This is a genomic window from Stenotrophomonas sp. GD03794, from assembly GCF_029842145.1.
Lineage (GTDB): Bacteria > Pseudomonadota > Gammaproteobacteria > Xanthomonadales > Xanthomonadaceae > Stenotrophomonas > Stenotrophomonas riyadhensis.
In genome coordinates this window covers 1-24,447 of the sequence record NZ_JAOCFV010000045.1, presented here as the reverse complement: position 1 = coordinate 24,447, position 24,447 = coordinate 1, and the positions used below count along the sequence as shown (strand labels likewise).

28 protein-coding genes are annotated in these 24,447 nt (G+C 66.0%); 15 read left to right on the top strand and 13 right to left on the bottom strand.

Features of this window, described 5'->3' with window-relative positions:
* Positions 1-137: 137 nt before the first annotated feature.
* Together N5D91_RS18995 and N5D91_RS18990 are read right to left on the bottom strand one after the other, a co-directional pair.
* Entirely contained in the window at positions 138-680 is a 543-nt protein-coding gene (locus tag N5D91_RS18995) for a GNAT family N-acetyltransferase (protein WP_032129637.1), read from the bottom strand.
* Positions 681-806: 126 nt separating this feature from the next.
* Positions 807-1,652, bottom strand: coding sequence for a glycine zipper 2TM domain-containing protein (locus N5D91_RS18990; RefSeq protein ID WP_110714348.1), 846 nt, complete (start codon positions 1,650-1,652; stop codon positions 807-809).
* Between the two features lie 163 nt (positions 1,653-1,815).
* On the opposite strand from N5D91_RS18990, the gene N5D91_RS18985 reads away from it, so the two are divergent.
* Entirely contained in the window at positions 1,816-2,031 is a 216-nt protein-coding gene (locus tag N5D91_RS18985; protein WP_110712850.1) for a DUF6116 family protein, read from the top strand.
* A complete protein-coding gene (locus tag N5D91_RS18980; RefSeq protein ID WP_180855045.1) occupies positions 2,028-2,801 on the top strand; it encodes a TatD family hydrolase in 774 nt (257 codons plus the stop codon). The genes N5D91_RS18985 and N5D91_RS18980 overlap by 4 nt, the downstream gene beginning before the upstream one ends.
* Before the next feature lie 77 nt (positions 2,802-2,878).
* On the opposite strand, the gene N5D91_RS18975 is transcribed toward N5D91_RS18980, so the two are convergent.
* Positions 2,879-3,706 carry a tRNA threonylcarbamoyladenosine dehydratase gene (locus tag N5D91_RS18975; protein ID WP_164161912.1) on the bottom strand — a complete coding sequence of 276 codons (828 nt, stop codon included), beginning with the start codon at positions 3,704-3,706 and terminating at the stop codon, positions 2,879-2,881.
* A gap of 80 nt (positions 3,707-3,786) precedes the next feature.
* Between N5D91_RS18975 and N5D91_RS18970 the strand changes: the two genes are divergently transcribed.
* The gene (locus tag N5D91_RS18970; protein WP_180855044.1) at positions 3,787-4,221 is read left to right on the top strand and encodes a cytochrome c; all 435 of its coding nucleotides are present in this window, start codon (positions 3,787-3,789) and stop codon (positions 4,219-4,221) included.
* A 136-nt stretch (positions 4,222-4,357) separates the two neighbouring features.
* A complete protein-coding gene (locus N5D91_RS18965) occupies positions 4,358-4,852 on the top strand; it encodes a glycine zipper 2TM domain-containing protein (RefSeq protein WP_110712854.1) in 495 nt (164 codons plus the stop codon).
* Between the two features lie 72 nt (positions 4,853-4,924).
* Here N5D91_RS18965 and N5D91_RS18960 read toward each other — a convergent pair whose 3' ends face one another.
* Entirely contained in the window at positions 4,925-5,134 is a 210-nt protein-coding gene (locus N5D91_RS18960) for a cold-shock protein (RefSeq protein WP_010486802.1), read from the bottom strand.
* Positions 5,135-5,369: 235 nt separating this feature from the next.
* Between N5D91_RS18960 and N5D91_RS18955 the strand changes: the two genes are divergently transcribed.
* The 3 genes from N5D91_RS18955 (at position 5,370) to arsC (ending at position 7,470) form a co-directional block, all read left to right on the top strand.
* Positions 5,370-5,855, top strand: a complete 486-nt coding sequence (locus tag N5D91_RS18955) for a DUF456 domain-containing protein (RefSeq protein ID WP_153855967.1) — start codon at positions 5,370-5,372, stop codon at positions 5,853-5,855.
* A 119-nt stretch (positions 5,856-5,974) separates the two neighbouring features.
* On the top strand, positions 5,975-7,129 hold the full coding sequence (locus tag N5D91_RS18950) for a phospholipase A (RefSeq protein WP_019337376.1): 1,155 nt from the start codon (positions 5,975-5,977) through the stop codon (positions 7,127-7,129).
* Positions 7,129-7,470: an arsenate reductase (glutaredoxin) gene (gene arsC / locus N5D91_RS18945; RefSeq protein ID WP_164161913.1), complete on the top strand. Its 342-nt coding sequence runs from the start codon at positions 7,129-7,131 to the stop codon at positions 7,468-7,470. Before N5D91_RS18950 ends, arsC begins: the two co-directional genes overlap by 1 nt.
* A gap of 96 nt (positions 7,471-7,566) precedes the next feature.
* Here arsC and N5D91_RS18940 read toward each other — a convergent pair whose 3' ends face one another.
* From N5D91_RS18940 to N5D91_RS18930, 3 genes are all read right to left on the bottom strand, one after another.
* Positions 7,567-8,202, bottom strand: a complete 636-nt coding sequence (locus tag N5D91_RS18940) for a glutathione S-transferase family protein (RefSeq protein WP_180855043.1) — start codon at positions 8,200-8,202, stop codon at positions 7,567-7,569.
* 58 nt (positions 8,203-8,260) lie between these two features.
* Positions 8,261-8,596, bottom strand: a complete 336-nt coding sequence (locus N5D91_RS18935) for a hypothetical protein (RefSeq protein WP_110712858.1) — start codon at positions 8,594-8,596, stop codon at positions 8,261-8,263.
* A gap of 122 nt (positions 8,597-8,718) precedes the next feature.
* On the bottom strand, positions 8,719-10,236 hold the full coding sequence (locus N5D91_RS18930; RefSeq protein WP_006377486.1) for a fumarate hydratase: 1,518 nt from the start codon (positions 10,234-10,236) through the stop codon (positions 8,719-8,721).
* A 155-nt stretch (positions 10,237-10,391) separates the two neighbouring features.
* Between N5D91_RS18930 and N5D91_RS18925 the strand changes: the two genes are divergently transcribed.
* The 5 genes from N5D91_RS18925 (at position 10,392) to N5D91_RS18905 (ending at position 15,490) form a co-directional block, all read left to right on the top strand.
* The gene (locus N5D91_RS18925; protein WP_180855042.1) at positions 10,392-11,288 is read left to right on the top strand and encodes an RNA polymerase sigma-70 factor; all 897 of its coding nucleotides are present in this window, start codon (positions 10,392-10,394) and stop codon (positions 11,286-11,288) included.
* A gap of 36 nt (positions 11,289-11,324) precedes the next feature.
* On the top strand, positions 11,325-11,774 hold the full coding sequence (locus N5D91_RS18920; protein ID WP_049398766.1) for a carboxymuconolactone decarboxylase family protein: 450 nt from the start codon (positions 11,325-11,327) through the stop codon (positions 11,772-11,774).
* Between the two features lie 66 nt (positions 11,775-11,840).
* Positions 11,841-12,662, top strand: a complete 822-nt coding sequence (locus tag N5D91_RS18915; protein ID WP_180855041.1) for a hypothetical protein — start codon at positions 11,841-11,843, stop codon at positions 12,660-12,662.
* Between the two features lie 96 nt (positions 12,663-12,758).
* Positions 12,759-14,630, top strand: a complete 1,872-nt coding sequence (locus N5D91_RS18910) for an ABC transporter ATP-binding protein (RefSeq protein WP_180855040.1) — start codon at positions 12,759-12,761, stop codon at positions 14,628-14,630.
* Between the two features lie 80 nt (positions 14,631-14,710).
* Positions 14,711-15,490 carry a ferredoxin--NADP reductase gene (locus tag N5D91_RS18905; RefSeq protein WP_046984352.1) on the top strand — a complete coding sequence of 260 codons (780 nt, stop codon included), beginning with the start codon at positions 14,711-14,713 and terminating at the stop codon, positions 15,488-15,490.
* A 77-nt stretch (positions 15,491-15,567) separates the two neighbouring features.
* On the opposite strand, the gene N5D91_RS18900 is transcribed toward N5D91_RS18905, so the two are convergent.
* Positions 15,568-16,047 (bottom strand): glutathione peroxidase, encoded by a 480-nt coding sequence (locus N5D91_RS18900; protein WP_110712864.1) that lies wholly within the window; start codon positions 16,045-16,047, stop codon positions 15,568-15,570.
* Positions 16,048-16,177: 130 nt separating this feature from the next.
* Here N5D91_RS18900 and N5D91_RS18895 point away from each other — a divergent pair, with 130 nt between their 5' ends.
* Positions 16,178-18,346: a M3 family metallopeptidase gene (locus N5D91_RS18895; RefSeq protein ID WP_180855039.1), complete on the top strand. Its 2,169-nt coding sequence runs from the start codon at positions 16,178-16,180 to the stop codon at positions 18,344-18,346.
* A 149-nt stretch (positions 18,347-18,495) separates the two neighbouring features.
* Here the strand turns inward: N5D91_RS18895 and cfa are convergent, their stop codons facing one another.
* The 3 genes from cfa to N5D91_RS18880 are packed head-to-tail and all read right to left on the bottom strand — an operon-like array spanning position 18,496 to position 20,852.
* Positions 18,496-19,611, bottom strand: a complete 1,116-nt coding sequence (gene cfa, locus N5D91_RS18890; RefSeq protein WP_110712866.1) for a cyclopropane fatty acyl phospholipid synthase — start codon at positions 19,609-19,611, stop codon at positions 18,496-18,498.
* Between the two features lie 19 nt (positions 19,612-19,630).
* Entirely contained in the window at positions 19,631-20,512 is an 882-nt protein-coding gene (locus N5D91_RS18885; RefSeq protein ID WP_180855038.1) for a DUF3298 and DUF4163 domain-containing protein, read from the bottom strand.
* 37 nt (positions 20,513-20,549) lie between these two features.
* Complete coding sequence (locus N5D91_RS18880; RefSeq protein ID WP_006455911.1) at positions 20,550-20,852, bottom strand: GNAT family N-acetyltransferase; 303 nt, start codon at positions 20,850-20,852, stop codon at positions 20,550-20,552.
* Between the two features lie 209 nt (positions 20,853-21,061).
* Here N5D91_RS18880 and N5D91_RS18875 point away from each other — a divergent pair, with 209 nt between their 5' ends.
* Complete coding sequence (locus N5D91_RS18875) at positions 21,062-21,223, top strand: hypothetical protein (RefSeq protein WP_165929939.1); 162 nt, start codon at positions 21,062-21,064, stop codon at positions 21,221-21,223.
* 43 nt (positions 21,224-21,266) lie between these two features.
* On the opposite strand, the gene N5D91_RS18870 is transcribed toward N5D91_RS18875, so the two are convergent.
* Together N5D91_RS18870 and N5D91_RS18865 are read right to left on the bottom strand one after the other, a co-directional pair.
* Positions 21,267-21,893, bottom strand: a complete 627-nt coding sequence (locus tag N5D91_RS18870) for a rhomboid family intramembrane serine protease (RefSeq protein WP_010486760.1) — start codon at positions 21,891-21,893, stop codon at positions 21,267-21,269.
* 7 nt (positions 21,894-21,900) lie between these two features.
* Positions 21,901-23,466, bottom strand: a complete 1,566-nt coding sequence (locus tag N5D91_RS18865) for an oligopeptide:H+ symporter (RefSeq protein ID WP_110712870.1) — start codon at positions 23,464-23,466, stop codon at positions 21,901-21,903.
* A gap of 162 nt (positions 23,467-23,628) precedes the next feature.
* Here N5D91_RS18865 and N5D91_RS18860 point away from each other — a divergent pair.
* The coding region (locus N5D91_RS18860) for an endonuclease/exonuclease/phosphatase family protein (protein WP_279922724.1) at positions 23,629-24,447 on the top strand (819 nt) is incomplete at its 3' end.

Here is a 24,447-nt window from a genome sequence, read left to right as displayed (position 1 = left end):
GCAGTCTGGCAAGCGCGCCGGTGAATGCCAAGCGCGGGTGCAGCATGGCAACACGGTCGTGCCGGCCGCTGGCCGGCAATCGCACGAATCTGCCGCAACGCGGTTGCCGGCCAGCGGCCGGCACTACCGGGCAAGGCTCAGCGCGCGCGCTGCCGCCACTGCTCGCGCGACTGGCCCCAGATCTGCATCGGCTTGTCGTTGTACGGCGGCGGCAGTTCCCCCATCCGCAGCAGCGTGCTGCCGAGCTTGCGCGCGACCGCCCGCGAGTTGTCGTTGTTCTCGGCGATGGTATGGATCACCTCGTCCCATCCGAGCGTGTCGAATGCCCAGTCGATCGCGGCGACTGCGGCTTCCGGCGCATAGCCCCGGCCCCAGCTGGCATGGCGGATGCCCCAGCCGACCTCGGTACCGGGCCAGTCCTGCGGTTGCCACGGACCCATCCGCCCGATCCAGTCACCACTGGACTTCTCGATCACGCTGAACATCGAGAAGCCGAACAGCTGCCAGGCACCGGCCAGGCTGCAGAAACCGCGCCAGGCCACCGACGGCGGCTGCACGCCACCGAGGGTGCGCATCGTTTCCTCATCAGCGCAGAACGCCAGATACGGTTCGTAGTCCTCGCGCAGCAGCGGGCGCAGGATCAGGCGCTCGGTTTCGATGCGCAGGTCGAAGATGCTCATGCCGGCTCCATGTCGAAGGAAGCGTCCATGATGGTGGATTCACGCCCCGCGCGGATGAATTTCGCCGGCTGCAACGAAACGGGCCAGCATGAGCCGGCCCGTCAGGTACTGCATGCTGCGCCTGGATTACTGACGCGTAGCGGCGGCAGTGGCACCGGCAGCAGCGGTCTGCGTGACCAGCTGGCCGTCGACCACCGGCAGGCGATCGCTGGCCGGCTTGTTGTCCATGCGCACGGTCTTCTCGGCGCCATCGTAGCGGTAGGTCACGTTGTAACCCTTGACCACATCGGTATTGCCCATGGCGATGCGGTTACCCGGCTTGCTGGCCATGCGCATGGTGCCGGTGGTGCCGTCCTCGTTGCGGTAGGTCACGTTGTAGCCGGTGACGCGGCTCGACTCGGAGGTCGCGGTCTCGGTGTGGCACTGGCGCTCGGTGCGGTTGACCACGCGGCCACCCACATGGCGCTTGTCGATCTGGTTGCCGATGAAGCCACCGGCCACCGCGCCGGCCGCAGTGGCCGCCTTCTTGCCATTGCCGCCGCCGACCTGGTTGCCGAGCAGGCCACCGACCACAGCGCCAACCACGGTGCCGCCCACATTGCCATCACGCTCCGGCAGGCGTTCCTGCACCGTCACGTCCTGGCAGACCTCATGCGGGGTCTGGGTGGTGGAGGTCTCACGCACCGCATCGGTGCCGATCACGGTGGCATACGCCTTCTGCTTCTCGGTGATCGGGTCGACCTTCAGCACGTCGGCGTATTCCAGGCCGCGCGGCGCGGACGGATCCAGCTTGTCACCACGTGCGCCATCGTCGGCGGCGTTGCCATCGACCAGGCGCGATTCACCATTGGGGGTTCCGGCGCTGATGGAATCGGGCGATTTGTCGCCACTCTTCATGAAGGCGGCAGTGGCGATGCCACCGACCAGCAGCGCGCCCGCTGCGACCAGGACAGTTGTAGTTGTGCTTTTCATGACCTGCTCCTTGCGGACCATCCGCAACGTTCTCGGGCCAGATTGCAACATGCGCTGCCTGAACGGAATCTCCACATTTCCTGCTCATTGCTGTAACCCATTCAGCATCGGGAAATGCTGGGCCCGTGGTAGCGTTTGCATATTCCCCACGAGGATTCCCGCCATGGCCAACCCGATGCTGCTGCCGGTACTGCAATGGGCGCGCCGGCTGCGCTACCCCACCCTGTTCAAGCTCACCGCGGGCCTGTTCGCGCTGACCCTGTTCATCCCGGACCCGATTCCGTTCGTCGATGAGCTGGTGCTGGGCTTCGGCACCCTGCTGCTGGCCAACTGGAAGAGCCGCAACGCCGCAACACCTCCGCCGCTGGAACAGCGTTGAGCGTGCTGGTCGACAGCCACTGCCATCTGGACGCCAGCGAGTTCGACCATGACCGCGCCGCCGTGGTCGAGCGTGCGCAGGCGGCTGGGGTGCGCCTGCAGGTGGTACCGGCGGTGACCGCAGCCAGCTGGCCGAAGCTGCGCGAGGTCTGCCGGCAGGCGCCGGGGCTGTACCCGGCCTACGGCCTGCATCCGATGTTCCTGGCCGAGCACCAGCCTGGGCACCTGCCGCTGCTGCGCGAGTGGATCGAACGCGAACGCCCCTGCGCGATCGGCGAATGCGGCCTGGACTTCTTCGTCGAAGGACTGGATGCCGAGGCGCAGCAGGCGTATTTCATCGGCCAGCTGGAACTGGCCCGTGAATTCGACCTGCCGGTGATCGTGCACGCGCGACGCGCGGTGGATGCGGTGATCGCCGCCATCCGCCGCATCGGCGGCCTGCGCGGCGTGGTGCACAGCTTTTCCGGCAGCCCGGAACAGGCCGCGCAGCTGCACCGGCAGGGCTTCCTGCTCGGGCTCGGTGGCCCGCTGACCTACGATCGCGCGCAACGACTGCAGCGGCTGGTACGCGAAATGCCGCTGGAACAGCTGCTGCTGGAAACCGACGCACCGGACCAGCCCGACGCCGGCATCCGCGGCCAGCGCAACGAACCGGCGCGGCTGGCGACCATTGCCCGCCATGTGGCCGCGCTGCGCGGGATGGAGCTGGATGCCGTGGCCCAGGCCACGACGGAGAATGCGCGGCGGCTGTTCGCGCTGCCCGTGAACTGAGGGTAGTGCCGGCCGCTGGCCGGCATCTGCGCTGATTCAATCATTCCGGAGTTGCCGGCCAGCGGCCAGCACTACCGTCACGCGTCGGCCTGATCCTCGACCACTTCAGCCTTCACCTTCTTCGGCTCCAGCAGCATCTCCAACGCCTTGCCGACCGCTGCGAAGGCGAACGCGCCGGTGATGTGGGTCGCTGCGCCCAGGCCGGCGCCGCAGTCCAGCTTCAGCGCCGCATCGGCGCCCAGGTTCGGGCGGATGCCGCAGACACTGCCATCGGCCTGCGGGTACTTCACGTTCTCCAGCGAGTACACCGCCGGCACGCCGAAATAGCGCTTGGCATTCTTCGGGAAGTTGAACTCGCTGCGCAGCTTCTTGCGGATCAGCGCCAGCATGGCGTCATGCTCGGTGCGCGAGACATCGCGGATACGCACCAGGGTGGGATCGGTACGGCCACCGGCAGCGCCCACGGTCAGCAACGGCAGCTTGCGGCGACGGCACCAGGCGATCGTCTCGACCTTGACCCGGAAGCTGTCGCAGGCATCGATCACCAGGTCGAAGCCACGGTCCAGCAGTTCGGCCATGTTGGACACGGTCAGGAACGCCTGCACGGCATCGACCTCGATATCCGGATTGATCGCACGGCAACGCTCGGCCATCGCCTCGGCCTTGTTGCGGCCGTAGTTGCCCTCCATCGCCGGCAGCTGCCGGTTGGTGTTGGACACGCAGATGTCATCGGCATCGATCAGGGTCAGGTGGCCGACCGCTGAACGCGCCAACGCTTCCACCACCCACGAGCCGACGCCGCCCATGCCGACCACCGCCACGCGGCTGCCCTGCAGGCGCTCGAGTGCGCCCACGCCATACAGCCGTTCGATGCCGGCGAAGCGTTGTTTGACCTGTTCGTTCATCCCGCTATTTTAACGTGCAGGCGCCGACACCCGCAGTACGTCGGCATCGAACCCACCGTTGCACGCCCGGAGAGCCCGCCATGAACGCCAGCCCGCCCCGCCGCCTGTCCACTGCCCATCGCTACCTGTTCGTGCTGTGCCTGGGCCTGCTGATCGGCCTGATCGCCACCGTGATGGTCAGCCGCGCCCTGCAGGCGCGTCGCGACCCGTTCCCGGACAGCCTGATGCAGGTAATGCAGCGGCAGTCGCAACTGCTGCTGCAGGCCCAGCAGCAGAACCGCTGCAGCCTGGCTGACAGTGTGCCGCGGCTGCAGGCCATACGCCTGCTGTCCAATGACCTGGACCTGGCCTTTCCCGGGCTGAAGGACAGCACGCAGTTCCAGCAGCACGCCAGCCAGCTGCGCGGCAACCTCAACGCCGCACTGGCAGCTCCGCCCAGCGACTGCAAGGCACTGGCCCAGGTGGTGGAAACCCTGCAGGCCGACTGCCGCGCCTGCCACCAGGACTTCCGCTGAGCCGCATTCATCCTGCAGCCGGGCAAGCCATGCACGGTTGGCGCGTCGTTCACGTTCGAAAGGAGAGGATTCGTCCACCCTGCTGCATGACGCAGTACCACCCCAGACACCCGCCTTCACGGCCAGGAGATGCCCCATGAAGATCCAGCTCATCGCCGCCACTGCCATCGCTACCCTTGCTCTGGCTGGCTGTGCCACCCCCGGCGGCTACGGTGGCGGCGGTTACAACAACGGCTACAACAATGGTGGCTACGGCAACAACGGCGGCTACAACCAGGGCCGCTGCGCCGACTGCGGCATCGTCACCCGCATCAACACCGTGCCCTCGGGCCGCACCGCGCCCAGCGCGACCGGCGCGATCCTCGGCGGCATCGTCGGCGCCGTGGCCGGTCATGAAATCTCCGATCACACCGGTGGCAGCCGTGGCAACAAGAACATCGCCGCCGCCGCAGGCGCAGTTGGTGGCGCCCTGGCCGGCAACCAGATCCAGAAGAACGTGACCAGCGATACCTACGACATCAGCGTGCGTATGGACGATGGCCGCACCATCGTGGTCAACCAGCGTGACCTCGGCGGCATCCGCGAAAACACCTATGTCCGCGTGGTCAACGGCAAGGTCATCCTGCGCTGATCCGCACCGGGCCATGCGCAAAGAAAAAGGCCCGCTTGCGCGGGCCTTTTTCATGCCGACGGGCGGCGGGTATTACACCGGCTGCACCTTGTCAGCCTGCAGGCCCTTCTGGCCCTGCACGACTTCAAAGCTCACAGTCTGGCCTTCCTTGAGGCTCTTGAAGCCCTGGGTCTCGATGGCACGGAAGTGCACGAACACGTCCTCGCCATTCTGCCGGCTGATGAAGCCGAAGCCCTTCGCATCATTGAACCACTTTACGGTACCGGTCTCGCGATCAGCCATCTCACTAACTCCCTTTGACTCTCTCTTGTTGTTGGAAACGCCTGGTGGGCGGCTGACAAGCAAGGGGGAAGCGAGGTGCATCGATGCAGCGGATCGGGAAGATCTTGCTTCATCAGGCCACGATCCACGGTGACCTTGCCAAGCTCAGCGACTGCAACTTAACCCGCCCAAAACGAAAAATCAACTGGCAAAATCTTTCACTGTCAACCCCAAAACGGCCACCATACGGGACAGCATGGGACTCTCATTCATCTTATATCTGCTAGCGGTCATTTTTGTCCTCGTCGGCATCGCCGGAATCATCCTCCCGGCCCTGCCCGGCATCCCGCTGGTGTTCATCGGGCTGCTGCTGGCGGCCTGGGCCGACGGCTTCGCCCATGTCGGCTGGCCAACCCTGGTCGCGTTGGGTGTGCTGACCCTGCTCTCGCTGCTGGTGGACGTGCTGGCCACGGTGGTGGGTGCGCAGCGGGTCGGCGCCAGCCGCAAGGCACTCTGGGGCACCTTCGTCGGCAGCATCGTCGGCCTGTTCTTCATGCCGATCGGCCTGTTTGCGGGACCGCTGGTCGGTGCCCTGCTCGGCGAGTACTGGCACACCCGCGAACTGGGCCGCTCGACCAAGGTCGGCCTGGCCACCTGGCTCGGCATCCTGCTCGGTCTGGCGTTGAAGCTGGCGGTGGTGATCGCGATGCTGGGCCTGTTCGCCTTCGCCTGGTTCCTGTGACTGGCGCACCCTTCACGCCACGCGCACGCGGTGGCCGTGCATAAACCGTGGGGGCTGGCCGCGATCCGGTACAGCCGCCACACTGTGCGATCCCCGTATTCACCGAAGGGCCTGCTGGAATGACCCTCCCCCCGCTGCTTCCCCGCCTTGCGCCGCTGGCGCTGGCCCTGGCCAGTGCCCCGCTGGCCGCGCAGGAATTCGTGCCCAGCACCGATACCTCGCCGGCCGCTTGCGCGGCCATCACCACTGACGCGGCGCGCCTGGCCTGCTATGACCGCCTGTTCGCGCATACGCCGCAGGCCACGGCCGCCGCCGATGCGGCTGCCGAGGCGGCCGCGCAGGCCCGTCGCGAAGAACGCCAGACCGCACGCGTAAGCCAGGGCGAAGAGAAACTGCGCGAGCGGGTCAGCGACCTGTTCCGCCCCGCTGCGCCGGACAGCGCGCTGGCCAATGCCGGCCGCGGTTCGCTGTTGGACAGCCGCTGGGAGCTGGCCGAAGACTCCAAGCTGGGCCCGTTCCAGCTGCGTGCGTACAAGCCGGTGTACCTGCTGCCTGCGTTCTGGACCAGCGACCGCAACACCACACCGCATTCGCCGAATCCGGCCAACACGGTCACCACGCCGCAGGTGCTGGACAGCGCCGAACTGAAGTTCCAGATCAGCTTCAAGACCAAGATCGCCGAGAACCTGTTCGGCGACAACGGCGACATCTGGGCCGGCTACACCCAGAGCTCGCGCTGGCAGGCCTACAACGGCGAGGATTCGCGCCCGTTCCGCGAAACCAATTACGAGCCGGAAGTGATGATGGTGTTCCGCAACGGCTACTCGATCGGTGGCTGGCGCGGCCGCATGACCGGCATCGCGCTGAACCATCAGTCCAATGGCCGCGCCGATCCGCTGTCGCGCAGCTGGAACCGGGTGATGCTCAACATCGGCCTGGACCGCGAGAACTGGGCGCTGGTACTGCGCCCGTGGTACCGCATCCCGGAAACCCGCAGCGACGACAACAATCCGGATATCGAGGACTACATGGGCCGCGGTGACGCGACCCTGACCTGGAACCGCAACGGCCACGAAGTCTCGTTGATGGCACGCCATTCGCTGCGCACCGGCAGCCGCTCACACGGTGCCCTGCAGCTGGATTACGGCTTCCCGATCAGCAACCTGCTGCGCGGCCACGTGCAGATCTTCGACGGCTACGGCGAGAGCCTGATCGACTACAACCACAAGGCCACCTACGTGGGCGTGGGCGTGTCCCTGCTGGAGTGGTTCTGATGGACGTGACGATCTGGCACAACCCGGCCTGCAGCAATTCGCGCGGCGCATTGAAGCTGATCCGCGATGCAGGCTTCGATCCTATGGTGATCGAGTACCTGGGCACTCCACCGGACGTGGCCACGCTGCGCCAGGTGCTGGCCGAATCCGGATTGAGCGCACGCGATCTGGTGCGCAGCAAGGAAGTGCAGTTCGCCGAACTGGGACTGGAAGAGGCCGACGATGCCACGCTGCTGGCCGCGATGGCCGAACACCCGCGGCTGATCAACCGCCCCGTGGTGCGCACGCCCAAGGGCACCCGGCTGTGCCGTCCACCGGAAACGGTGCTGGAGATCCTCTAAGCCCGCCCTACTTTTGGTAGAGCCGAGCCATGCTCGGCTGCGGTTCGCGTGCTACCCATGAATGCAGCCGAGCATGGCTCGGCTCTACAGAACGGGTTACCGCCAGTCGGTGATGCCTTCGCGGCGGTACACCTCGGCGAACGCCGGGCGCGCCTTCATCGACGTGGCATGTGCCTTCAGCACCGGCCAGGTGTCGCTGGGCTTCGGCATGTTGCGCGACCAGCGCATCAGCATCACCAGCATGTAGTCGACCACGCAGGGCGTGGCACCCAGCAGGTACGGTCCGTGTGCCTGCAGCTGCGTGGCCACATGCTGCCAGGCCGCTTCCAGGCGCTGACGGGCCATCTCGCGAGTGGCCTCCACGTTTGCCTCGCCCGCCATCTCATACGGATAGAACCAGGCACGATAGGCCGGCTGCAGCGTATTGGCACACCAGAACATCCAGCGGTAGGCATCGGCGCGCTGCGGCGTACCCAGTGCCGGCAGCAGGTTGGCTTCCGGATGGCGGTCAGCCAGATACAGTGCGATCGCCGCCGCTTCGGTCAGTACCAAGCCATCGATCAGCAGCGTCGGCACAACGCCGGCCGGATTCAGCGCCAGGTACTCCGCCGACTTGTGCTCGCGCGCGTCGAAATCCAGCAGCACCAGTTCGTGCTCGATACCCAGCTCGATCAGCAGCCAGTGCACTACCAGCGCGGCGGTACTGGTTGAACCATACAGCGTGGTGCTCATGCGGAAGATCCCGTGCAGGTGGATCGGCCGATTATGCGCCCACACGGGCGGTCACTGCTCAGCCGCAGCGGCTCATGCAGGTATCGCGGCCTTCGCTACAGGACATGATCGGCGTGCGTATCGCGCAGTCGTGCGTCTTCAGTTCACAGGAACGGCGCAACTCGGGGTTGGCAACGTCCTTGCAGCGCTTGTCTGGCGCCGGCACCATCTGTTGTTCGCAGCTGAAGTCGTTGCTGCCGACACTGCCCCGCGCCATGCAGCTGCGATAGTCGGCCTGGCACTGCATGCGGCACTGCGAGGAGGCGGAGAAGTCCGCACCTTCATAGGATGAGGTTGTACTGCAGCCGGCCAGGGCCAGCAGGATCGCAACGGCGATGAATCGATGCAGGCCCATGAACACGTCCTGTGTGAGGTCGCGCCGAGCCTAGCAGAGCAGATGCTGCAGGTTCGTTAACCCTCACCACACAACAACGGCGCCATATGGGCGCCGTTGCTTGAACCGGATGCGCGGCAGGATTACTCCACCACCACCGGAATCTTGCCGATGCGGGCCTGCCACTCACGCGGGCCGGTCTTGTGCACCGATTCACCGGTGGAATCCACTGCCACGGTCACCGGCATGTCCTGCACGGTGAACTCGTAGATCGCTTCCATGCCCAGGTCAGCGAAGCCGACGACCTTGGCCGCCTTGATCGCCTTGGACACCAGGTAGGCCGAACCGCCGACCGCCATCAGGTAGGCCGACTTGTTGTCACGGATCGCTTCAATCGCCGCCGGGCCGCGCTCGGCCTTGCCGACCATGCCCAGCAGGCCGGTCTGCTCCAGCACCTGGCGGGTGAACTTGTCCATGCGGGTCGCAGTGGTCGGACCGGCCGGGCCCACCACTTCGTCGCGCACCGGATCGACCGGGCCGACGTAGTAGATGAAGCGGCCCTTCAGATCGACCGGCAGTTCCTCGCCCTTGTTGAGCATGTCGACCATGCGCTTGTGCGCGGCGTCGCGGCCGGTCAGCAGCTTGCCGTTGAGCAGCAGGGTCTGGCCCGGTTTCCAGCTGGCCACGTCCTCCGGGGTGATCGTGTCCAGGTCCACGCGGGTGCCCTTGGACGAATCGTAGGTCAGCTTCGGCCAGTCCTCCAGCGACGGCGGGTCCAGCATCACCGGGCCGCTGCCATCCAGGGTGAAGTGCGCATGGCGGGTGGCCGCGCAGTTCGGGATCATCGCCACCGGCAGGTTGGCCGCATGGGTCGGGTAATCGTTGATCTTGATGTCGAGCACGGTGGTCAGGCCACCCAGGCCCTGCGCACCGATGCCCAGCGCGTTGACCTTCTCGTACAGCTCCAGGCGCAGCTCTTCAATGCGGTTGGACGCACCACGGGCCTGCAGCTCGGTGATGTCGATCGGCTCCATCAGCGCTTCCTTGGCCAGCAGCATCGCCTTCTCGGCGGTGCCGCCGATGCCGATGCCGAGCATGCCCGGCGGGCACCAGCCGGCGCCCATGGTCGGCACGGTCTTCAGCACCCAGTCGACGATGGAATCGGACGGGTTGAGCATGGCGAACTTGGTCTTGGCTTCCGAACCACCACCCTTGGCGGCGACGATGACGTCGACGGTGTTGCCCGGCACCACCTTGACGTTGACCACGCCCGGGGTGTTGTCCTTGGTGTTGATGCGCTTGCCGGCCGGATCAGCCAGCACCGAAGCGCGCAGCTTGTTGTCCGGGTGCATGTAGGCGCGGCGCACGCCTTCATTGGCCATGTCTTCCACGCCCATGGTGGCGTCGTCCCAACGCACGTCCATGCCGATTTCCAGGAACACGGTGACGATGCCGGTGTCCTGGCAGATCGGACGGTGGCCTTCGGCGCACATGCGCGAATTGATCAGGATCTGCGCCATCGCTTCCTTCGCGGCCGGCGACTCCTCGCGCTCGTAGGCGGCGGCAAGGTTCTTGATGTAGTCGACCGGGTGGTAGTACGAGATGTACTGCAGCGCGTCGGCGATGGACTGGATGAGGTCTTCCTGCTTGATCGATGTCACGACTTGCTCGCTTGCTGGAGGCTGGCGGGGGTAATCCGCCCATTTTACCCCCTCCCCCGGCCGCAGGATCACAATCTCGGGGTCGGATCCCCTGCAAGGGGCTCTGACCCCACACTCCCTGTCACGCGTGCTCCCTTCCCGGCGTCCTGGTCGACATGAACCCTGAAACCGCATTCCAGACCCACCGCCCGCGCCTGATGGCCCTGGCCTACCGCCTGCTCGGCAGCCGCACCGACGCCGAAGACGTGGTCCAGGACGCCTGGCTGCGCTGGTCCGGCGCCGATCCGGCCAGCGTCCGCGATGCCGAGGCCTGGCTGATCACCACCACCACCCGGCTTGGCCTGGACCGGCTGCGCGCGGCCAAGCGCGAGCGCGTGCACTACGTCGGCCCGTGGCTGGCCGAGCCGCTGGCGGTCACCCTGGAGCCCGACCCGGCGCCCGGCCCGGCCCAGCTGCATGCGCTGGCCGACGACGTCTCGGTCGCCTTCCTGACCCTGCTCGAACAGCTCGGCCCCGAGGAACGCGCCGCCTTCCTGCTGAAGGAAGCCTTCGACCACGATTACCGCGAGATCGCCGACCTGATCGGCCACAGCGAGGCCAACTGCCGCCAGCTGGTGCACCGTGCCCGGCAGCGCCTGCAGGCCGGACGGCCGCGCTTCAATGCCGATGCCAGCCAGCATCGGCACCTGCTGGCGCGCTTCATGGACGCCTCGCAGCGCGGCGACAGCGAAGCGATCCAGGCCCTGCTGCACGCCAACGCGCTGCTGGTTTCCGACGGCGGTGGCGTGGTTACCGCGGCGGTGCGGCCCCTGCTGGGCGCCGAACGCATTGGCCGCCTGTTCTGGGCCATCGCCCGCCGTGGCGCGGTGCATCCTGCCCAGCTGGGCTATGTCAACGGCGAGCCGGCGATCCTGCGCTTTGACGGTGATCGCCTGCACTCGATCACCACCATCGAAGTGGTCGATGGCCGCATCGCCAATGTGTACAGCGTGCTGAATCCGGAAAAGCTGCCGGACGTTGTCACGCGCGGTGACGGTGCGGCGTCCTTGTAATGAAAGGCGGCCATCGTGGCCGCCGTGGAGCCGAAAATGTCCGACCACGCCTCTCCCCGCGTCCCTTACACCCGCCTGGCCGCCGAAGCCTTCAAGGGCCTGCTGGCCACCAGCCAGGCCGTGCATGACAGCTCGATTGATCCGACCCTGATGGAACTGGTGTTCCTGCGCGTGTCGCAGCTCAACGGCTGCGGCTACTGCATGGACATGCACGGCACGGCGCTGCGCAAGGGCGGCATCGAGCCGCGCAAGCTCGATACCCTGCCGGCCTGGCACGAAAGCCGCTTCTTCGATGCACGCGAGCGTGCGGCGCTGGGCTGGGCCGAGGCACTGACCCGGCTGACCGACGGCGCGCCGTCACAGGCGGCGTTCGACGCACTGGCACCGCACTTCGATGAGAAGGGCATCAGCGACCTGAGCATGGGCATCGCGGTGATCAATGCCTGGAACCGGCTGGGCGCCGGGCTGCTGCCGCCGCTGCCCTGAGCGCTTCGTTGACAGTGCCTGGACCGCCGGGCACTGTACCTGCCCCGCAGGAAGCATCCGAACGTCATGGCCGACGAAGCCCCCGACACGCCCAGCAAGGAGGCGCTGAAGGCGCTGACCCAGTACCGGGAGCGGGACACCGCGCCGCCCGAACTCCTGTCGACGCTTGAACGGCATGGACTGTTGTGGCCCGTCGAACATCCGGGCCATGAGGCCCTCCAGGTGCGGATGTTCGCCGCCTATGCCCGCGCCGACCGCCAGCATGTGGCAGACAACTTCATCCTCGGCGTGCAGGAGAACCGCAGCGACCTGCGCGCCGGGCTGTCGGCGTATGCGTTCATGGTGCACTTCCCCAGGCATCAGGAGCAGCCACACCCCAGCCTCGCCTGTGCGGTCTGCGGCAAGGTCCGCGAAGGCAGATTCGACCCGACCACCTGGGCGCGCGTCCGCCACAACATCGGGGTCGTGCTCGGCGGAAGCGTAAACGCCATCACCTTCCTGTTGGAACAACACAATCTGACGCCCAGACGGGCGCCCGGCGACATGAGCACACTGGTGGCACTGCTGCGGCTGCTGCACCACGAGAGCGACGCCAAGGACACACCGTCGACCATCGTCAAACGCGTGCGCGCGCTGCCGGGCCTGAAACTGTCCGTCGAGCAGGCGCGTCACCTGCTGGATGCCCTGGGCCATGCCGGGCTGCTGCAGACCCCCGAGCATCCCGGCCTGGCGCAACGCTTCACCCGGGTCGGTCTGGCACCGCGCACGTCGCGCTCTTCGGACTGGAGCTATCCCGTCGATTTCTGGAAAGGCGCCTACGGCATCGACAGCGGGGCCCTGCGCTTCTGGTTCGCTCACCATCCTGCGCTGCTGGCTGCGCTGGACTGAGCGCGCAGGCGGCGCCGACGCGCTGCCCTGCCGGCGCATGGCAGGCATGCGCCCCGTTCATGCCTCCGCCACGCGCAGGGCGCGCACAATACGCGCATGCCTGCTACCCCCACCGCTGGCGCTGCCGCCGCGAAGAAACCCAGCCTGCGCCAGCGCTTCCGGGCGATGCGCAATCTGCCACCGTTCCTGCGCATGGTCTGGAAGACCAGCCCCGCGCTCACCCTGGCCAGCCTTGGCCTGCGCCTGATCCGTGCGCTGCTGCCGGTGGCGATGCTCTACGTCGGCAAGCTGATCATCGACAGCGCCCTGCACCTGAGCCAGCACGACGCTGGCTTCCCGCCGCTGGGCGAAGCACTGTCCAGCGGCATACTGAATCCGCTGCTGGGCCTGCTGGCGCTGGAATTCGGCCTGGCCATCGCCTCGGATCTTCTCGGCCGGCTGGTCAGCTACGCCGATGCCCTGCTCTCGGAACTGTTCGCCAACGTCACCAGCATCCGGTTGATGGAACACGCGGCAACGCTGGATCTGGAGGACTTCGAGGACCCGGACCTGCAGGACAAGCTGGACCGTGCGCGACGCCAGACCATGGGCCGGATGAACCTGATGAGCCAGTTGTTCGGCCAGGTGCAGGACGCGATCACCGTGGCCAGCCTCGCCGTCGGCCTGCTGGTCTACGCGCCGTGGCTGATCCTGCTGCTGGCGCTGGCACTGGTGCCGGCCTTCATCGGCGAATCGCACTTCAACGCGGCCGGCTACAGCCTCAACTTCCAGTGGACGCCCGAGCGCCGCCAGCTCGACTACCTGCGCCAGCTCGGTGCCAGCGTGGAAACGGCCAAGGAAGTGAAGATCTACAACCTGCACCGCTTCCTGGTGGAGCGCTATCGCAGGTTGTCTGTAGCACTCTTCCAGGCCAACCGGGCACTGGCCCGGCGGCGTGCGTTCTGGGGCACGCTGCTGGCCGCACTGGGCACGCTGGGTTACTACACCGCCTACGCCTACATCGCGTGGCGCACGGTGCGCGGCGATTTTTCGATCGGCGACCTGACCTTCCTCGCCGGCAGCTTCCTGCGCCTGCGCCAGCTGCTGGAGGGCCTGTTGATCGGGTTCTCGCAGGTGGCCAGCCAGGCGCTGTACCTGGATGACCTGTTCTCGTTCTTCCAGATCCAGCCGGAAATCCACTCGCGCGAAGGTGCGGTGCGCGTGCCACAGCCGATCCGCGAGGGCTTCGTGTTCGAGAACGTCGGCTTCCGCTACCCGGATGCCGAGCAATGGGCCGTGCGCCACCTTGATTTCCAGCTGCAGGCCGGCGAAGTACTGGCCCTGGTCGGTGAGAACGGCGCTGGCAAGACCACGCTGGTGAAGCTGCTGGCGCGGCTGTACGAACCGGACGAGGGCCGCATCCTGCTCGATGGGCGCGACCTGCGCGACTACGACCTGGACGACCTGCGCGCCAACCTCGGAGTGATCTTCCAGGACTTCGTGCGCTACAACCTCAGCGCCGGCGAGAACATCGGCGTCGGCCAGGTCGAGGCGATGGACGACCAGGCGCGCGTCGCCGACGCCGCACGGCGCGGCATGGCCGAGGAAGTGATCGACGACCTGCCCGGCGGCTACGACCAGCTGATCGGCCGCCGCTTCAAGCAGGGCGTGGACCTGTCCGGCGGCCAATGGCAGAAGATCGCCATCGCCCGCGCATGGATGCGCAATGCGCAGGTGATGATCCTGGATGAGCCAACAGCAGCGCTGGATGCGCGCAGCGAGTTCGAGGTGTTCCAGCGGTTCAGGGAACTGGCGGATAATCGCACCGCAGTGCTGATTTCCCACCGTTTCTCCTCGGTACGCATGGCCGATCGCATCCTGGTGCTGGCCGATGGCCGGATCGAGGCCAGCGGCACCCATGAGCAGCTGATGGCACAGGGCGGCCGCTACGCCGAGCTGTTCGAGCTGCAGGCGGCCGGCTACCGCTGAGAACGCCTCTCGTTCCGCCTAATGAGAACTTGTCTCATTTGAGATAGAATCACCCCCGACGACTTCCGATAGATACGCCCATGTCCTCCGCTTTTGGCGCCGAAACGGTGCTTGAGGTCCGCCACTGGACCGATGCCTACTTCAGCTTCACCCTCACCCGCGACAGCGGTTTCCGCTTCGAGAACGGCCAGTTCGTGATGATCGGCCTGGAAACCGAGGCGCGGCCGCTGCTGCGTGCGTACTCCATCGCCAGCGCCAACTGGGAAGAGCACCTGGAGTTCTTCAGCATCAAGGTCCAGGACGGCCCGCTGACCTCGCGCCTGCAGCACATCAAGCCGGGTGACAAGGTACTGGTCGGCAAGAAGCCCACCGGCACTTTGCTGATCAGCGACCTGCACCCGGGCAAGAACCTGTACCTGCTGGGCACGGGCACCGGCATGGCTCCATGGCTGTCGGTCATCAAGGACCCGGAAACCTACGAGCGCTTCGAGAAGGTGATCCTCTGCCACGGCGTGCGCTACGAGAAGGACCTGGCCTACCGCGATTACTTCGAGAAGGAACTGCGTGAGCACGAATTCCTGGGCGAGATGATCGGCGACAAGCTGCTGTACTACCCGGCCGTCACCCGCGAGCCGTTCGCCAACCAGGGCCGCCTGACCCAGCTGATGGAAAGCGGCGAGATGCAGCGCACCCTCGGCCTGCCGGAACTGAGCCCGGAAAACGACCGCGCGATGATCTGCGGCAGCCCGCAGATGCTGGCCGACCTGCGCAGCGTACTCGATGCCCGTGGCTTCCAGGTCTCACCGCGTATCGGCCAGCCGGGCCATTACGTGTTCGAGCGCGCGTTCGTCGAAAAGTAAGCAAAAAGGGGACGGAGGGGATTAAGTCGTTTGTGCATAAACGACTTAATCCCCTCCGTCCACTTTTCGGGTTCATCTCACAGCAGCGCTTCGATCTCGCCGCGCAGCTGCTCCGGCCTGGTGGTGGGCGCATGCCGCGACACCACCTGCCCCTGGCGGTCGACCAGGAACTTGCTGAAATTCCACTTGATGCGGGCGCTACCCAGCAGGCCGCGCTTCTCGCGTGACAGCCATGCCCACAACGGATCAGCCCCCTCGCCGTTGACCTCGATCTTCTCCGACAGCGGGAAGCTGACCGGGTAGTCCAGCGAACAGAACTGGCGGATCTGCGCGGCGTCGCCGGGCTCCTGTGCACCGAACTGGTTGCATGGGAACCCGATCACCACCAGGCCACGCTCGCGGTAGTCCTGCCACAGCTGTTCCAGCCCGGTGTACTGCGGGGTGAAGCCACAACGGCTGGCGACATTGACCAGCAGCAACGGGTGACCCTGGTACCGGGCCAGGGCCTGCGGCTGGCCGTCGAGGTCGCGGAAGCTGAAATCGTAGGCAGTGGTCATGGCAGCGGGCCGTGGGCGGTGAATGCATGGTACCCGCGCCCAGCCCCGGCAACATGCCTTTTGACACAAGTGCGGGCGCCGCCGGCCGGGTTACCCTCGGGCCCTTGTTTGCCTTACCGGAGTTCCTACCTTGACCACTCGCCTTGCCCTTGCCGTGGCCATGTCCCTCGGCCTTGCCCTGCCCGCCTTCTCGGCCGGCGCCGCCACCCCGGCTGCCAGCACCCATGCCCAGCAGGCCAATCCGTTCTTCGCCGAAAGCCCGCTGCCGCTGCATTTCCCGCAGTTCGACAAGATCAAGGACAGCGACTTCGCCCCGGCCTTCGACGCCGGCATGGCGCAGCAGCTGAAGGAAGTGGAGGCGATCGCCAACAACAAGGCCAAGCCGACCTTCGACAACACCATCATCGCCCTGGAAAAGAGCGGTGACATCCTCGACCGTGCGACCACCGTGTTCTTCAGCCTGGTCGGCGCCGATACCAACGACACCCGCAAGAAGCTGCAGGCCGACTACTCGGCCAGGTTCGCCGCGCACAGCGATGCGATCGCGCTGAACGGCAAGCTGTTCGCCCGCATCCAGGCGCTGTATGACACCCGCAGCCAGCTGGGCCTGGACGCCGAAGGCGTGCGTCTGGTCGAGAAGTACTACGACAACTACGTGCGTGCAGGCGCCAAGCTGTCCGACGCCGACAAGGCCACGCTGAAGGAGATGAACGCCGAGCTGGCCAACCTGGGCACCAAGTTCAGCCAGAACGTGCAGTCGGAAGTGAACGCTTCGGCGATCACCGTTGACGACGTCAAGGAGCTGGACGGCCTGTCCAAGGAGCAGATCGCCGCCGCCGCCGAAGCCGCCAAGGCTCGTGGCCTGGAAGGCAAGTACGTGATCACCCTGCTCAACACCACCGGCCAGCCGCCGCTGACCAACCTGGCCAACCGCGCTCTGCGCCAGAAGATCTACGAAGCCTCGACCACCCGCGGCAGCCGCGGCGGTGAGTTCGACAACACCGCGCTGGTCTCGCGCATCATGCAGCTGCGTGCCGACAAGGCCAAGCTGATGGGCTTCCCGAACTTCGCCGCCTACAACCTGACCAACCAGACCGCCAAGACCCCGGAAGCGGTCAACGCAATGCTGGGCAAGCTGGCTCCGGCCGCGGTGGCCAATGCCAAGCGCGAAGCCGCCGACCTGCAGGCGATGATCGACAAGGAACAGAAGGCCGCGCGCAAGCCGACCTTCCAGCTGGAACCGTGGGACTGGGCCTTCTACAGCGAGAAGGTGCGCCAGGCCAAGTACAACTTCGACGAGTCGCAGCTGAAGCCGTACTTCGAGATGAAGAACGTACTGGAGAACGGCGTGTTCTACGCCGCCGGCCAGGAATTCGGCCTGACCTTCAAGCAGCGCACCGACCTGCCGGTCTACCACGATGACGTCACCGTCTACGACGTGTTCGACGCCGACGGCAGCCAGCTGGCGATCTTCATCTTCGACCCATATGCACGCGCCTCCAAGCGCGGTGGTGCGTGGATGAACTCCTACGTCTCGCAGTCCAAGCTGACCGGCTTCAAGCCGGTGGTCGCCAACCACCTGAACATCCCGAAGCCGCCAGCCGGCCAGCCGACCCTGCTGACCTGGGACGAGGTGAACACCACCTTCCACGAGTTCGGCCACGCCCTGCACGGCATGTTCTCCAACGTGAAGTACCCGTACTTCTCGGGCACGTCGGTGCCGCGTGACTTCGTCGAGTTCCCCTCGCAGGTCAACGAGATGTGGTCGGACAACCCGGTCATCCTGAAGAACTACGCCAAGCACTACCAGAATGGTTCGGCGATGCCGCAGGCACTGCTGGACAAGGTGCTGGCTGCGGCCAAGTTCAACCAGGGCTTCGCCACCACCGAGTACCTGGGTGCAGCGATGCTGGACCAGCGCTGGCACCAGATCGGCGCCGACCAGGTGCCGGCCGCCAAGGACGTGATGGCCTTCGAGCGCGCCGCGCTGGAGAAGGACGGCATCTACTACGCGCCGGTTCCGCCGCGCTACAAGACCCCATACTTCAGCCACATCATGGGCGGCTACTCGGCCGGCTACTACGCCTACATCTGGTCGGAAGTGCTCGATGCCAACACCCAGAAGTGGTTCAAGGACAACGGCGGCCTGAGCCGCAAGAATGGCGACCACTTCCGCGCCACCCTGCTGTCGAAGGGTGGCAGCGTCGACGCGATGCAGCTGTTCCGCGATTTCGCCGGCCACGAGCCGCAGATCGAACCGCTGCTGGAAAAGCGTGGCCTGACCGGCGCCGGCAACTGATCGCCCGCGCGGTAGCCTGAAACGAAAACCGCCCGGGAGACCGGGCGGTTTTTTGTTGTGATTGGGGTCAGAGCCCTTCTCTGCGAAAAGGGATCTGACCCCGGGGTCGGATCCCTTTCCGCGGAACGGGCTCCGACCCCGCTCCGGCTTCATCGTGGCGCCACGTACCCACCCGGCACGCCTTCCGGCGACAGCACCAGCTGCCACAGCTGCGCGTGCCGGCAACGGAAAGTGGCCATCGATCCAGCCAGGTAGAAGCGCCACATGCGCCGGAAGTGCTCGTCGTAGCGCGCATCCAGCCGGGGCCACGCCGCTTCCACGTTGCGCCGCCAGGCCTGCAGGGTCAGGTCGTAATCGGTACCGAAGTTGTGCCAGTCCTCCAGCACGAAGCGGCCCTCGAACGCCTTGGTGATCTGCACCGCCGATGGCAGCATCGAGTTGGGAAAGATGTAGCGCGCGATCCACGGATCGGTACGATGCCGCGAGATGTTGGTGCCGATGCTGTGCAACAGCAGCAGTCCGCGCGGCGACAGGCAACGCTTGGCCACCTCGAAGAAGCTGGCGTAGTTCTTGTCGCCAACGTGCTCGAACATGCCGATCGAGAAGATCGCATCGAACGGCTCGTCCAGCTCGCGGTAGTCCTGCAGGCGGATCTCGATGGGCAGGCCGGCGCACAGTTCGCGCGCGAACTCGGCCTGTTCCTGCGAAATGGTCACGCCGACGCCGCTGACACCATAGCGCTCGGCGGCGAACTTCAGGGCTTCGCCCCAGCCACAGCCGATGTCCAGCACACGCTGCCCCGGACGCAGGCCCAGCTTGCGGCAGACCAGGTCGAGCTTGGCCTCCTGTGCGGCGTCGAGGTCATCGGCATTGCGCCAATAGCCGCAGCTGTACACCAGGCGCTGGCCGAGCATGGCCTGGTAGAGATCATTGCCGAGGTCGTAATGACGGCGACCGACTTCGTAGCTGCCCTGCCCCACCTGCAGGTTGAACAGCCGCGCCTTCAGCGCATCGGCCACTTCGCGCCAGCCGTGCACCCGTTCGTCCAGGTGCGCCTGCATCAGGTGGACGAGGAATTCATCCAGGACGTTGGCATCCCACCAACCGTCCATGTAGCTCTCGCCGAGGCCGAGCGAACCGTGCGCCATGACCCGCGCGAAGAAGCGCGGGTCATGCACCTGGATATCCTGTGGCTGGGTACCGCCGATGCGGACCCCGGCTTCCTGCAGCAGGCCGGCGACCCGCTCCTGCAACCCTGTATCCACGCCACCTCCTCGACTGCGGTCAACCGCGTGCGAACAGCTCCACGTAGTCCTTGGCCACGTGCGGCAACAGCACCGCCGCCGGCACATCGGCGGTCTGGGTGCCGTCCGAGTATGGACCCACCTGGTACGGCGGGAACACAAAGCGCAGCGCGGTGATCTGCCCCTTGTCGTCGGTCAGCGGCTGGAACTGGCTGAAATTGTCGGCCTGCGGGCCGGTACCGTCGGCGATCATGCGCGATGCGTTGCGCAGCGATTCCTGCAGCTGGGCCGGGTCCATGTCCTCGCCGCTGAGGCGGGTGGCCACGCGTTCGCGCAGCTGGTCGGCAACGAAATCGCTGATCGCCTTCCAGCCCTTGGCATCGGCCACCAGCTTCTCGGCGCTGAGCATCTCCTGATGCTGCGGCAGCCACACGAAGCGGGCCACCAGCGGCTCGCCATGGGCGCCACCGGTGTAACGGCTGCCATCGGCACTGACCACCACCAGCTGCGGGGTTTCCAGCAGCTTCTCGAAGCTCAGCGACAGCTCGTAGGGCATGGTCGGCTTGTCGTTGCCGAGTCCGTCCAGCGCCTGTTGCAGGTCACTGCGCGCACTCGTCGCATAGTTCTGCAGCGCGCGCGCCAGGCCCGGGTAACGGTCGATGCCGGCCGGATAGCTGATGCCTACCACTTCGCGCTCGTTGTTCTCGATCACGTCGCGCAGGTCCAGTGGCGCTTCCGTGGCCGGCGTTTCACCTGCGGCGGTGGCCTCGGCGGCAGGCGCCGCATCGGTCGCCGGTGCCGGCTCGCTCTCACGCTGGCAACCGGCCAGCAACAGCACGCCCACCACGCCGGCCAGCACGCTGCCGCGCAATGGCCGGTTGTTTCCAATCTTCATCGGGATCCCCTGTTCATGTTTGTACATCATCGCCTGCCATGGCTGAAGCGTGACCCGCTGGCGTTCAGCCAACGAGCAGGTCGTGGTACTCCTCGTGCCGCTGCAGGAAGGCCTCGGCGTAGGAACATGCCGGCACCACCTTGTACTTCTGCTCGCGGGCGAAACGCAGTGCCACACGGGTCAGCTCACCGGCAATGCCACGGCCGGCGATCGGCTCGGGCACCTCGGTATGCGTGATGACCATGCGCCTGCGTTTGATCTGGTAGTCCAGCACCGCCAGCTGTCCGCGCACACGGGCGGTGAAGCGATGGTTGGCCAAGTCGTGTTCGACCTCGTAGGCCAGACCGGGGGGCGTGACCGAAGCCATGGAACTGTCTCCTGCGGCGACTGCGTGGATGGTGCGCAGCCGGGCGCCATGATCGCGTGAAGCCTGAACAGGGGCAAGTCCGTTCCATTCACGTCAGTTTGCGACCCTCAAGCTGGAGCACTGACGGCCGCTATCGCCTGTGGAGGGGTACGGCCAGGCTGGCACGGCCCTTGCGACCGTTGATCATGCGCACCACCGCGGAGGCTCCGATGCACCCCAGCGATTCCCATTCAGATACCGACCGCGCCCTGCTGGAGGGCCTGCTGCAACTGGCCGTGGAGGGGCAGACCCAGGACCAGGATTTCCAGCGCATCGGCGAAGAAGTGTTCGCCCGCCTGCTGGATACCTACGGTCAGCAGCCCACGCTCTGAAACAGCGGGGGCGGATCGCTGCCGATCCGCCCCGCTCCCGTCATCAACCGCCGCCGAGGCGGAAGGTCGGGTTGGAGAGTTCGCGCAGGAAGTGAGTGAAGATGCTCGGCTGCATGGCCAGCATGAAGATCACGCCGAACGCCGCGCCTGCCAGGTGCGCGCTGTGGTTGATGCGGTCACCGCCGCGCTTGTCCATCCAGATGCTGTAGCCGACGTAGAACGCGGCGTAGACGATGGCCGGCGCCGGGATGAAGAACACCAGGATGATCGACCACGGCTTGATCAGGATGAAGGCGAACAGCACCGCCGACACCGCACCGGACGCACCCAGACTGAGGTAGTTCGGGTTCTTCTGGTTCTTCAGGTAGCTGGGCAGGATCGAGACCAGCAGCGCACCGATGTAGAACGCCGGGTAGGTCAGGTAGCTGCCGGTCAGCTGCACCATCACGCTCTCGATGAATCCCCCGAAGAAGAACAGGGTGATCATGTTGAAGATCAGGTGCGACCAGTCGGCGTGGATGAAGCCATAGGTCACCAGCCGGTCGTACTGGCGGTGACGGTCGATGGCTGGCGGCCACAGGATCAGGCGGTCGGCCAGCTTGCGGTTGTTGAACGCCATCCACGACAGGATGGCGGTGATGGCGATCAACAGCAGATTGACGGGGGTCATGTCAGGCTCAGGCGCTACGGTAGTTGTCGACCATACGATAGCGTTTCGCGTACCAACCGAAGGCCAACGCCGCGACGAAGGCGAAACCGGCGAAGAAGAACATCAGGAACGCCGCCTCGCTCAGGCCCGTACTGGCGATCTTGTGGGTCACCGCATCGTTGCGCACCGCCGCGTTGGACAGCAGCACCCACAGGTTGCCGATGGTGGTGGTCAGGTTCCAGAAGCTCATCACCACGCCCTTCATCGCCTGCGGCGCCTGGCTGTAGGCGAACTCCAGGCCGGTGGCCGAGACCAGCACCTCACCGAAGGTCAGCAGCGCATACGGCAGCATCTGCCAGAAGATCGACATGGCGTTGCCCCCGTCCATCACCACTTGGATGCCGCCGACCACGATCCAGGCCAGACCGCTGAAGGCGATGCCGGCGGTCATGCGGCGCAGCGCGGTCGGCTCGAAGCCGAAGCGGCGCAGGGCCGGGTACAGCACCAGGTTGTTGAACGGAATCAGGATCATCACCAGCAGCGGGTTCAGTGCCTGCATCTGCGAGGCGGTGAACCAGCTCGGCATCTGCATCTGCTGGCCCTGCAGGACCCAGGTCGAGGCCTTCTGGTCGAACAGCGAGAAGAACGGCGTGGTCAGCGCGAAGATCACCAGCACCCGCAGCACCGAGCGCACGCCTTCGACGGCTTCGGCCGGATGCTGGCCACGGGCGCGATCGAGCTGCAGCCAGGTGCCACCGCCGATACCGGCCAGGATCGATACCAGCGCCAGGCACAGGCAGATGACAATGCCCAACGAGCCAACCAGGCCGAACGAGGCCACTGCCAGCACCAGGCCGAGCACGGCGATCACCAGGCCCGGACGGCCCTGGCCGGCCACGCGCGTGGTCAGTGCGGTACGCACCACGTTGGCGAACGAATGCGGATCCTTCGGCGGCAGCGGCACCAGCACGTAGCGCTTGCGGCCCAGCCAGAACACGAAGGTGGCGATGAACATCAGGATGCCCGGGATGCCGAACGCCCACTGCGGGCCCCAGTTCTTCAGCACCAGCGGAATCAGCAGCGAGGCGAACAGCGAGCCGAAATTGATGATCCAGTAGAAGGCATCGAAGACGACCTTGGCCAGGTGCTTGTTGCTCTGGTCGAACTGGTCACCCATGAACGAGGCCACCAGCGGCTTGATGCCACCGGCGCCGAGCGCGATCAGGCCCAGGCCAAGGAAGAAGCCTTCGCGGCTGTTCTCGAACAGCGCCAGGCACAGGTGGCCGGCGCAGTAGACCAGGCTGAACCAGAGAATGGTGTGGTACTTGCCGAAGAACCTGTCGGCCAGCCAGCCACCGAGCAGCGGGAAGAAATACACGCCGATCATGAAGCTGTGCATGATGTCCTTGGCTTCACCGGCACGGCCTTCCGCCGTGATTTCCTGCAGCAGCAGCGAGGTGATCAGGAACTGCACCAGGATGTTGCGCATCCCGTAGAAACTGAACCGTTCGCAGGCCTCATTGCCGATGATGTACGGAATCTGGCGCGGCATCTTTCCTTGGCCGGCGATGGGGGCGACTGCGTCGTGGCTCATCCTGTAAGGCATTCCTGCAAAGCGAAAGGCGCAAGGTTACCGGAACCGGGGCTTGCGAAGCACGCTGCAGGGCTGCATGACAACGGTGCCAATCCATGGCAGGCCGTTCTGGCCCTGCCGGAAGTCACGGCACCTGCACGACAAAAGCGTAAACTTATCGTTATGCGCCCCCTCGCCCCCGCCCGCCTCCTGCTCAGCTGTCTCGTGCTGCTGCTGGCGTTGCAGGCCCAGGCGCGGCCGCAGGCGCCGGCCGCCACTGCCAGTGACAACAAGCCCCGGCAACTGACCGTGGCCGCGCTGGAACTGCCCAGCCGTGATGATGCGCATTGGAAGCAGCGCCGCGAGCAGGTCGCGCAACTGCTGACCGAGCTGCAGCCGGACGTGATCTCGGTGCAGCAGGTGCTGCAGCAGCAGGGCCGCAATCCAGCCTGCTGGCTGGCCAGCCGGCTGCGCTACAGCTGCGACTTCGTCACCGCTGACCCTCCCAGCCAGCCACTGCGGCATGGCAACGCCATGCTGACCCGGCTGCCGGTCAGCGAAGACGGGGTGACCCTGCTGCATCCTCCCGGCACCTTCAGTGCGGCCGGAATGATGCGCCTGAAGCTGGGCGAGGCGCTGGTCAACATCTATGTCGCGCGGCTGCGCCCGGACCCGGACGAGGCCACCGCCCGCCAGCACCAGACCAGCGATCTGATGACCTGGATCGGCGCCACCTCCGAGGGCATGCCGAGCCTGATCGCCGGCGATTTCTCGGCCAACACGGTGGAACTGGTGCGCAGCACGCCGGGTTTCCAGCCGGCCCGGCGCAATCCCGGTGGCCGTGCAGACCCGCCTGCGGCCAGCGGCGGGGGTGCGAGTGGCCATGGGCTGGACGTGCTGTTCCAGGTCAAGCACTTCGGCGGCATCCGCCAGCAGCCGATCCTGCTGCCGGCCGATGGCGACCTGCCCGGCCTGCGCCTGGGCGTGATGGCTACGCTGCGG

Excerpts from the sequence above, each read along its gene's own strand:
- arsC (WP_164161913.1), top strand. The coding sequence starts at position 7,129 with ATGGACGTGACGATCTGGCACAACCCGGCCTGCAGCAATTCGCGCGGC.
- N5D91_RS18970 (WP_180855044.1), top strand. The coding sequence starts at position 3,787 with ATGAACGCCAGCCCGCCCCGCCGCCTGTCCACTGCCCATCGCTACCTG.
- N5D91_RS18990 (WP_110714348.1), bottom strand. The coding sequence starts at position 1,652 with ATGAAAAGCACAACTACAACTGTCCTGGTCGCAGCGGGCGCGCTGCTG.
- N5D91_RS18885 (WP_180855038.1), bottom strand. The coding sequence starts at position 20,512 with ATGTACAAACATGAACAGGGGATCCCGATGAAGATTGGAAACAACCGG.
- N5D91_RS18925 (WP_180855042.1), top strand. The coding sequence starts at position 10,392 with ATGAACCCTGAAACCGCATTCCAGACCCACCGCCCGCGCCTGATGGCC.
- N5D91_RS18870 (WP_010486760.1), bottom strand. The coding sequence starts at position 21,893 with ATGACCCCCGTCAATCTGCTGTTGATCGCCATCACCGCCATCCTGTCG.
- N5D91_RS18905 (WP_046984352.1), top strand. The coding sequence starts at position 14,711 with ATGTCCTCCGCTTTTGGCGCCGAAACGGTGCTTGAGGTCCGCCACTGG.
- N5D91_RS18940 (WP_180855043.1), bottom strand. The coding sequence starts at position 8,202 with ATGAGCACCACGCTGTATGGTTCAACCAGTACCGCCGCGCTGGTAGTG.
- N5D91_RS18965 (WP_110712854.1), top strand. The coding sequence starts at position 4,358 with ATGAAGATCCAGCTCATCGCCGCCACTGCCATCGCTACCCTTGCTCTG.
- N5D91_RS18865 (WP_110712870.1), bottom strand. The coding sequence starts at position 23,466 with ATGAGCCACGACGCAGTCGCCCCCATCGCCGGCCAAGGAAAGATGCCG.
- N5D91_RS18880 (WP_006455911.1), bottom strand. The coding sequence starts at position 20,852 with ATGGCTTCGGTCACGCCCCCCGGTCTGGCCTACGAGGTCGAACACGAC.
- N5D91_RS18920 (WP_049398766.1), top strand. The coding sequence starts at position 11,325 with ATGTCCGACCACGCCTCTCCCCGCGTCCCTTACACCCGCCTGGCCGCC.
- N5D91_RS18995 (WP_032129637.1), bottom strand. The coding sequence starts at position 680 with ATGAGCATCTTCGACCTGCGCATCGAAACCGAGCGCCTGATCCTGCGC.
- N5D91_RS18960 (WP_010486802.1), bottom strand. The coding sequence starts at position 5,134 with ATGGCTGATCGCGAGACCGGTACCGTAAAGTGGTTCAATGATGCGAAG.
- N5D91_RS18975 (WP_164161912.1), bottom strand. The coding sequence starts at position 3,706 with ATGAACGAACAGGTCAAACAACGCTTCGCCGGCATCGAACGGCTGTAT.
- N5D91_RS18875 (WP_165929939.1), top strand. The coding sequence starts at position 21,062 with ATGCACCCCAGCGATTCCCATTCAGATACCGACCGCGCCCTGCTGGAG.
- N5D91_RS18910 (WP_180855040.1), top strand. The coding sequence starts at position 12,759 with ATGCCTGCTACCCCCACCGCTGGCGCTGCCGCCGCGAAGAAACCCAGC.
- N5D91_RS18950 (WP_019337376.1), top strand. The coding sequence starts at position 5,975 with ATGACCCTCCCCCCGCTGCTTCCCCGCCTTGCGCCGCTGGCGCTGGCC.
- N5D91_RS18935 (WP_110712858.1), bottom strand. The coding sequence starts at position 8,596 with ATGGGCCTGCATCGATTCATCGCCGTTGCGATCCTGCTGGCCCTGGCC.
- N5D91_RS18985 (WP_110712850.1), top strand. The coding sequence starts at position 1,816 with ATGGCCAACCCGATGCTGCTGCCGGTACTGCAATGGGCGCGCCGGCTG.
- N5D91_RS18955 (WP_153855967.1), top strand. The coding sequence starts at position 5,370 with ATGGGACTCTCATTCATCTTATATCTGCTAGCGGTCATTTTTGTCCTC.
- N5D91_RS18900 (WP_110712864.1), bottom strand. The coding sequence starts at position 16,047 with ATGACCACTGCCTACGATTTCAGCTTCCGCGACCTCGACGGCCAGCCG.
- N5D91_RS18915 (WP_180855041.1), top strand. The coding sequence starts at position 11,841 with ATGGCCGACGAAGCCCCCGACACGCCCAGCAAGGAGGCGCTGAAGGCG.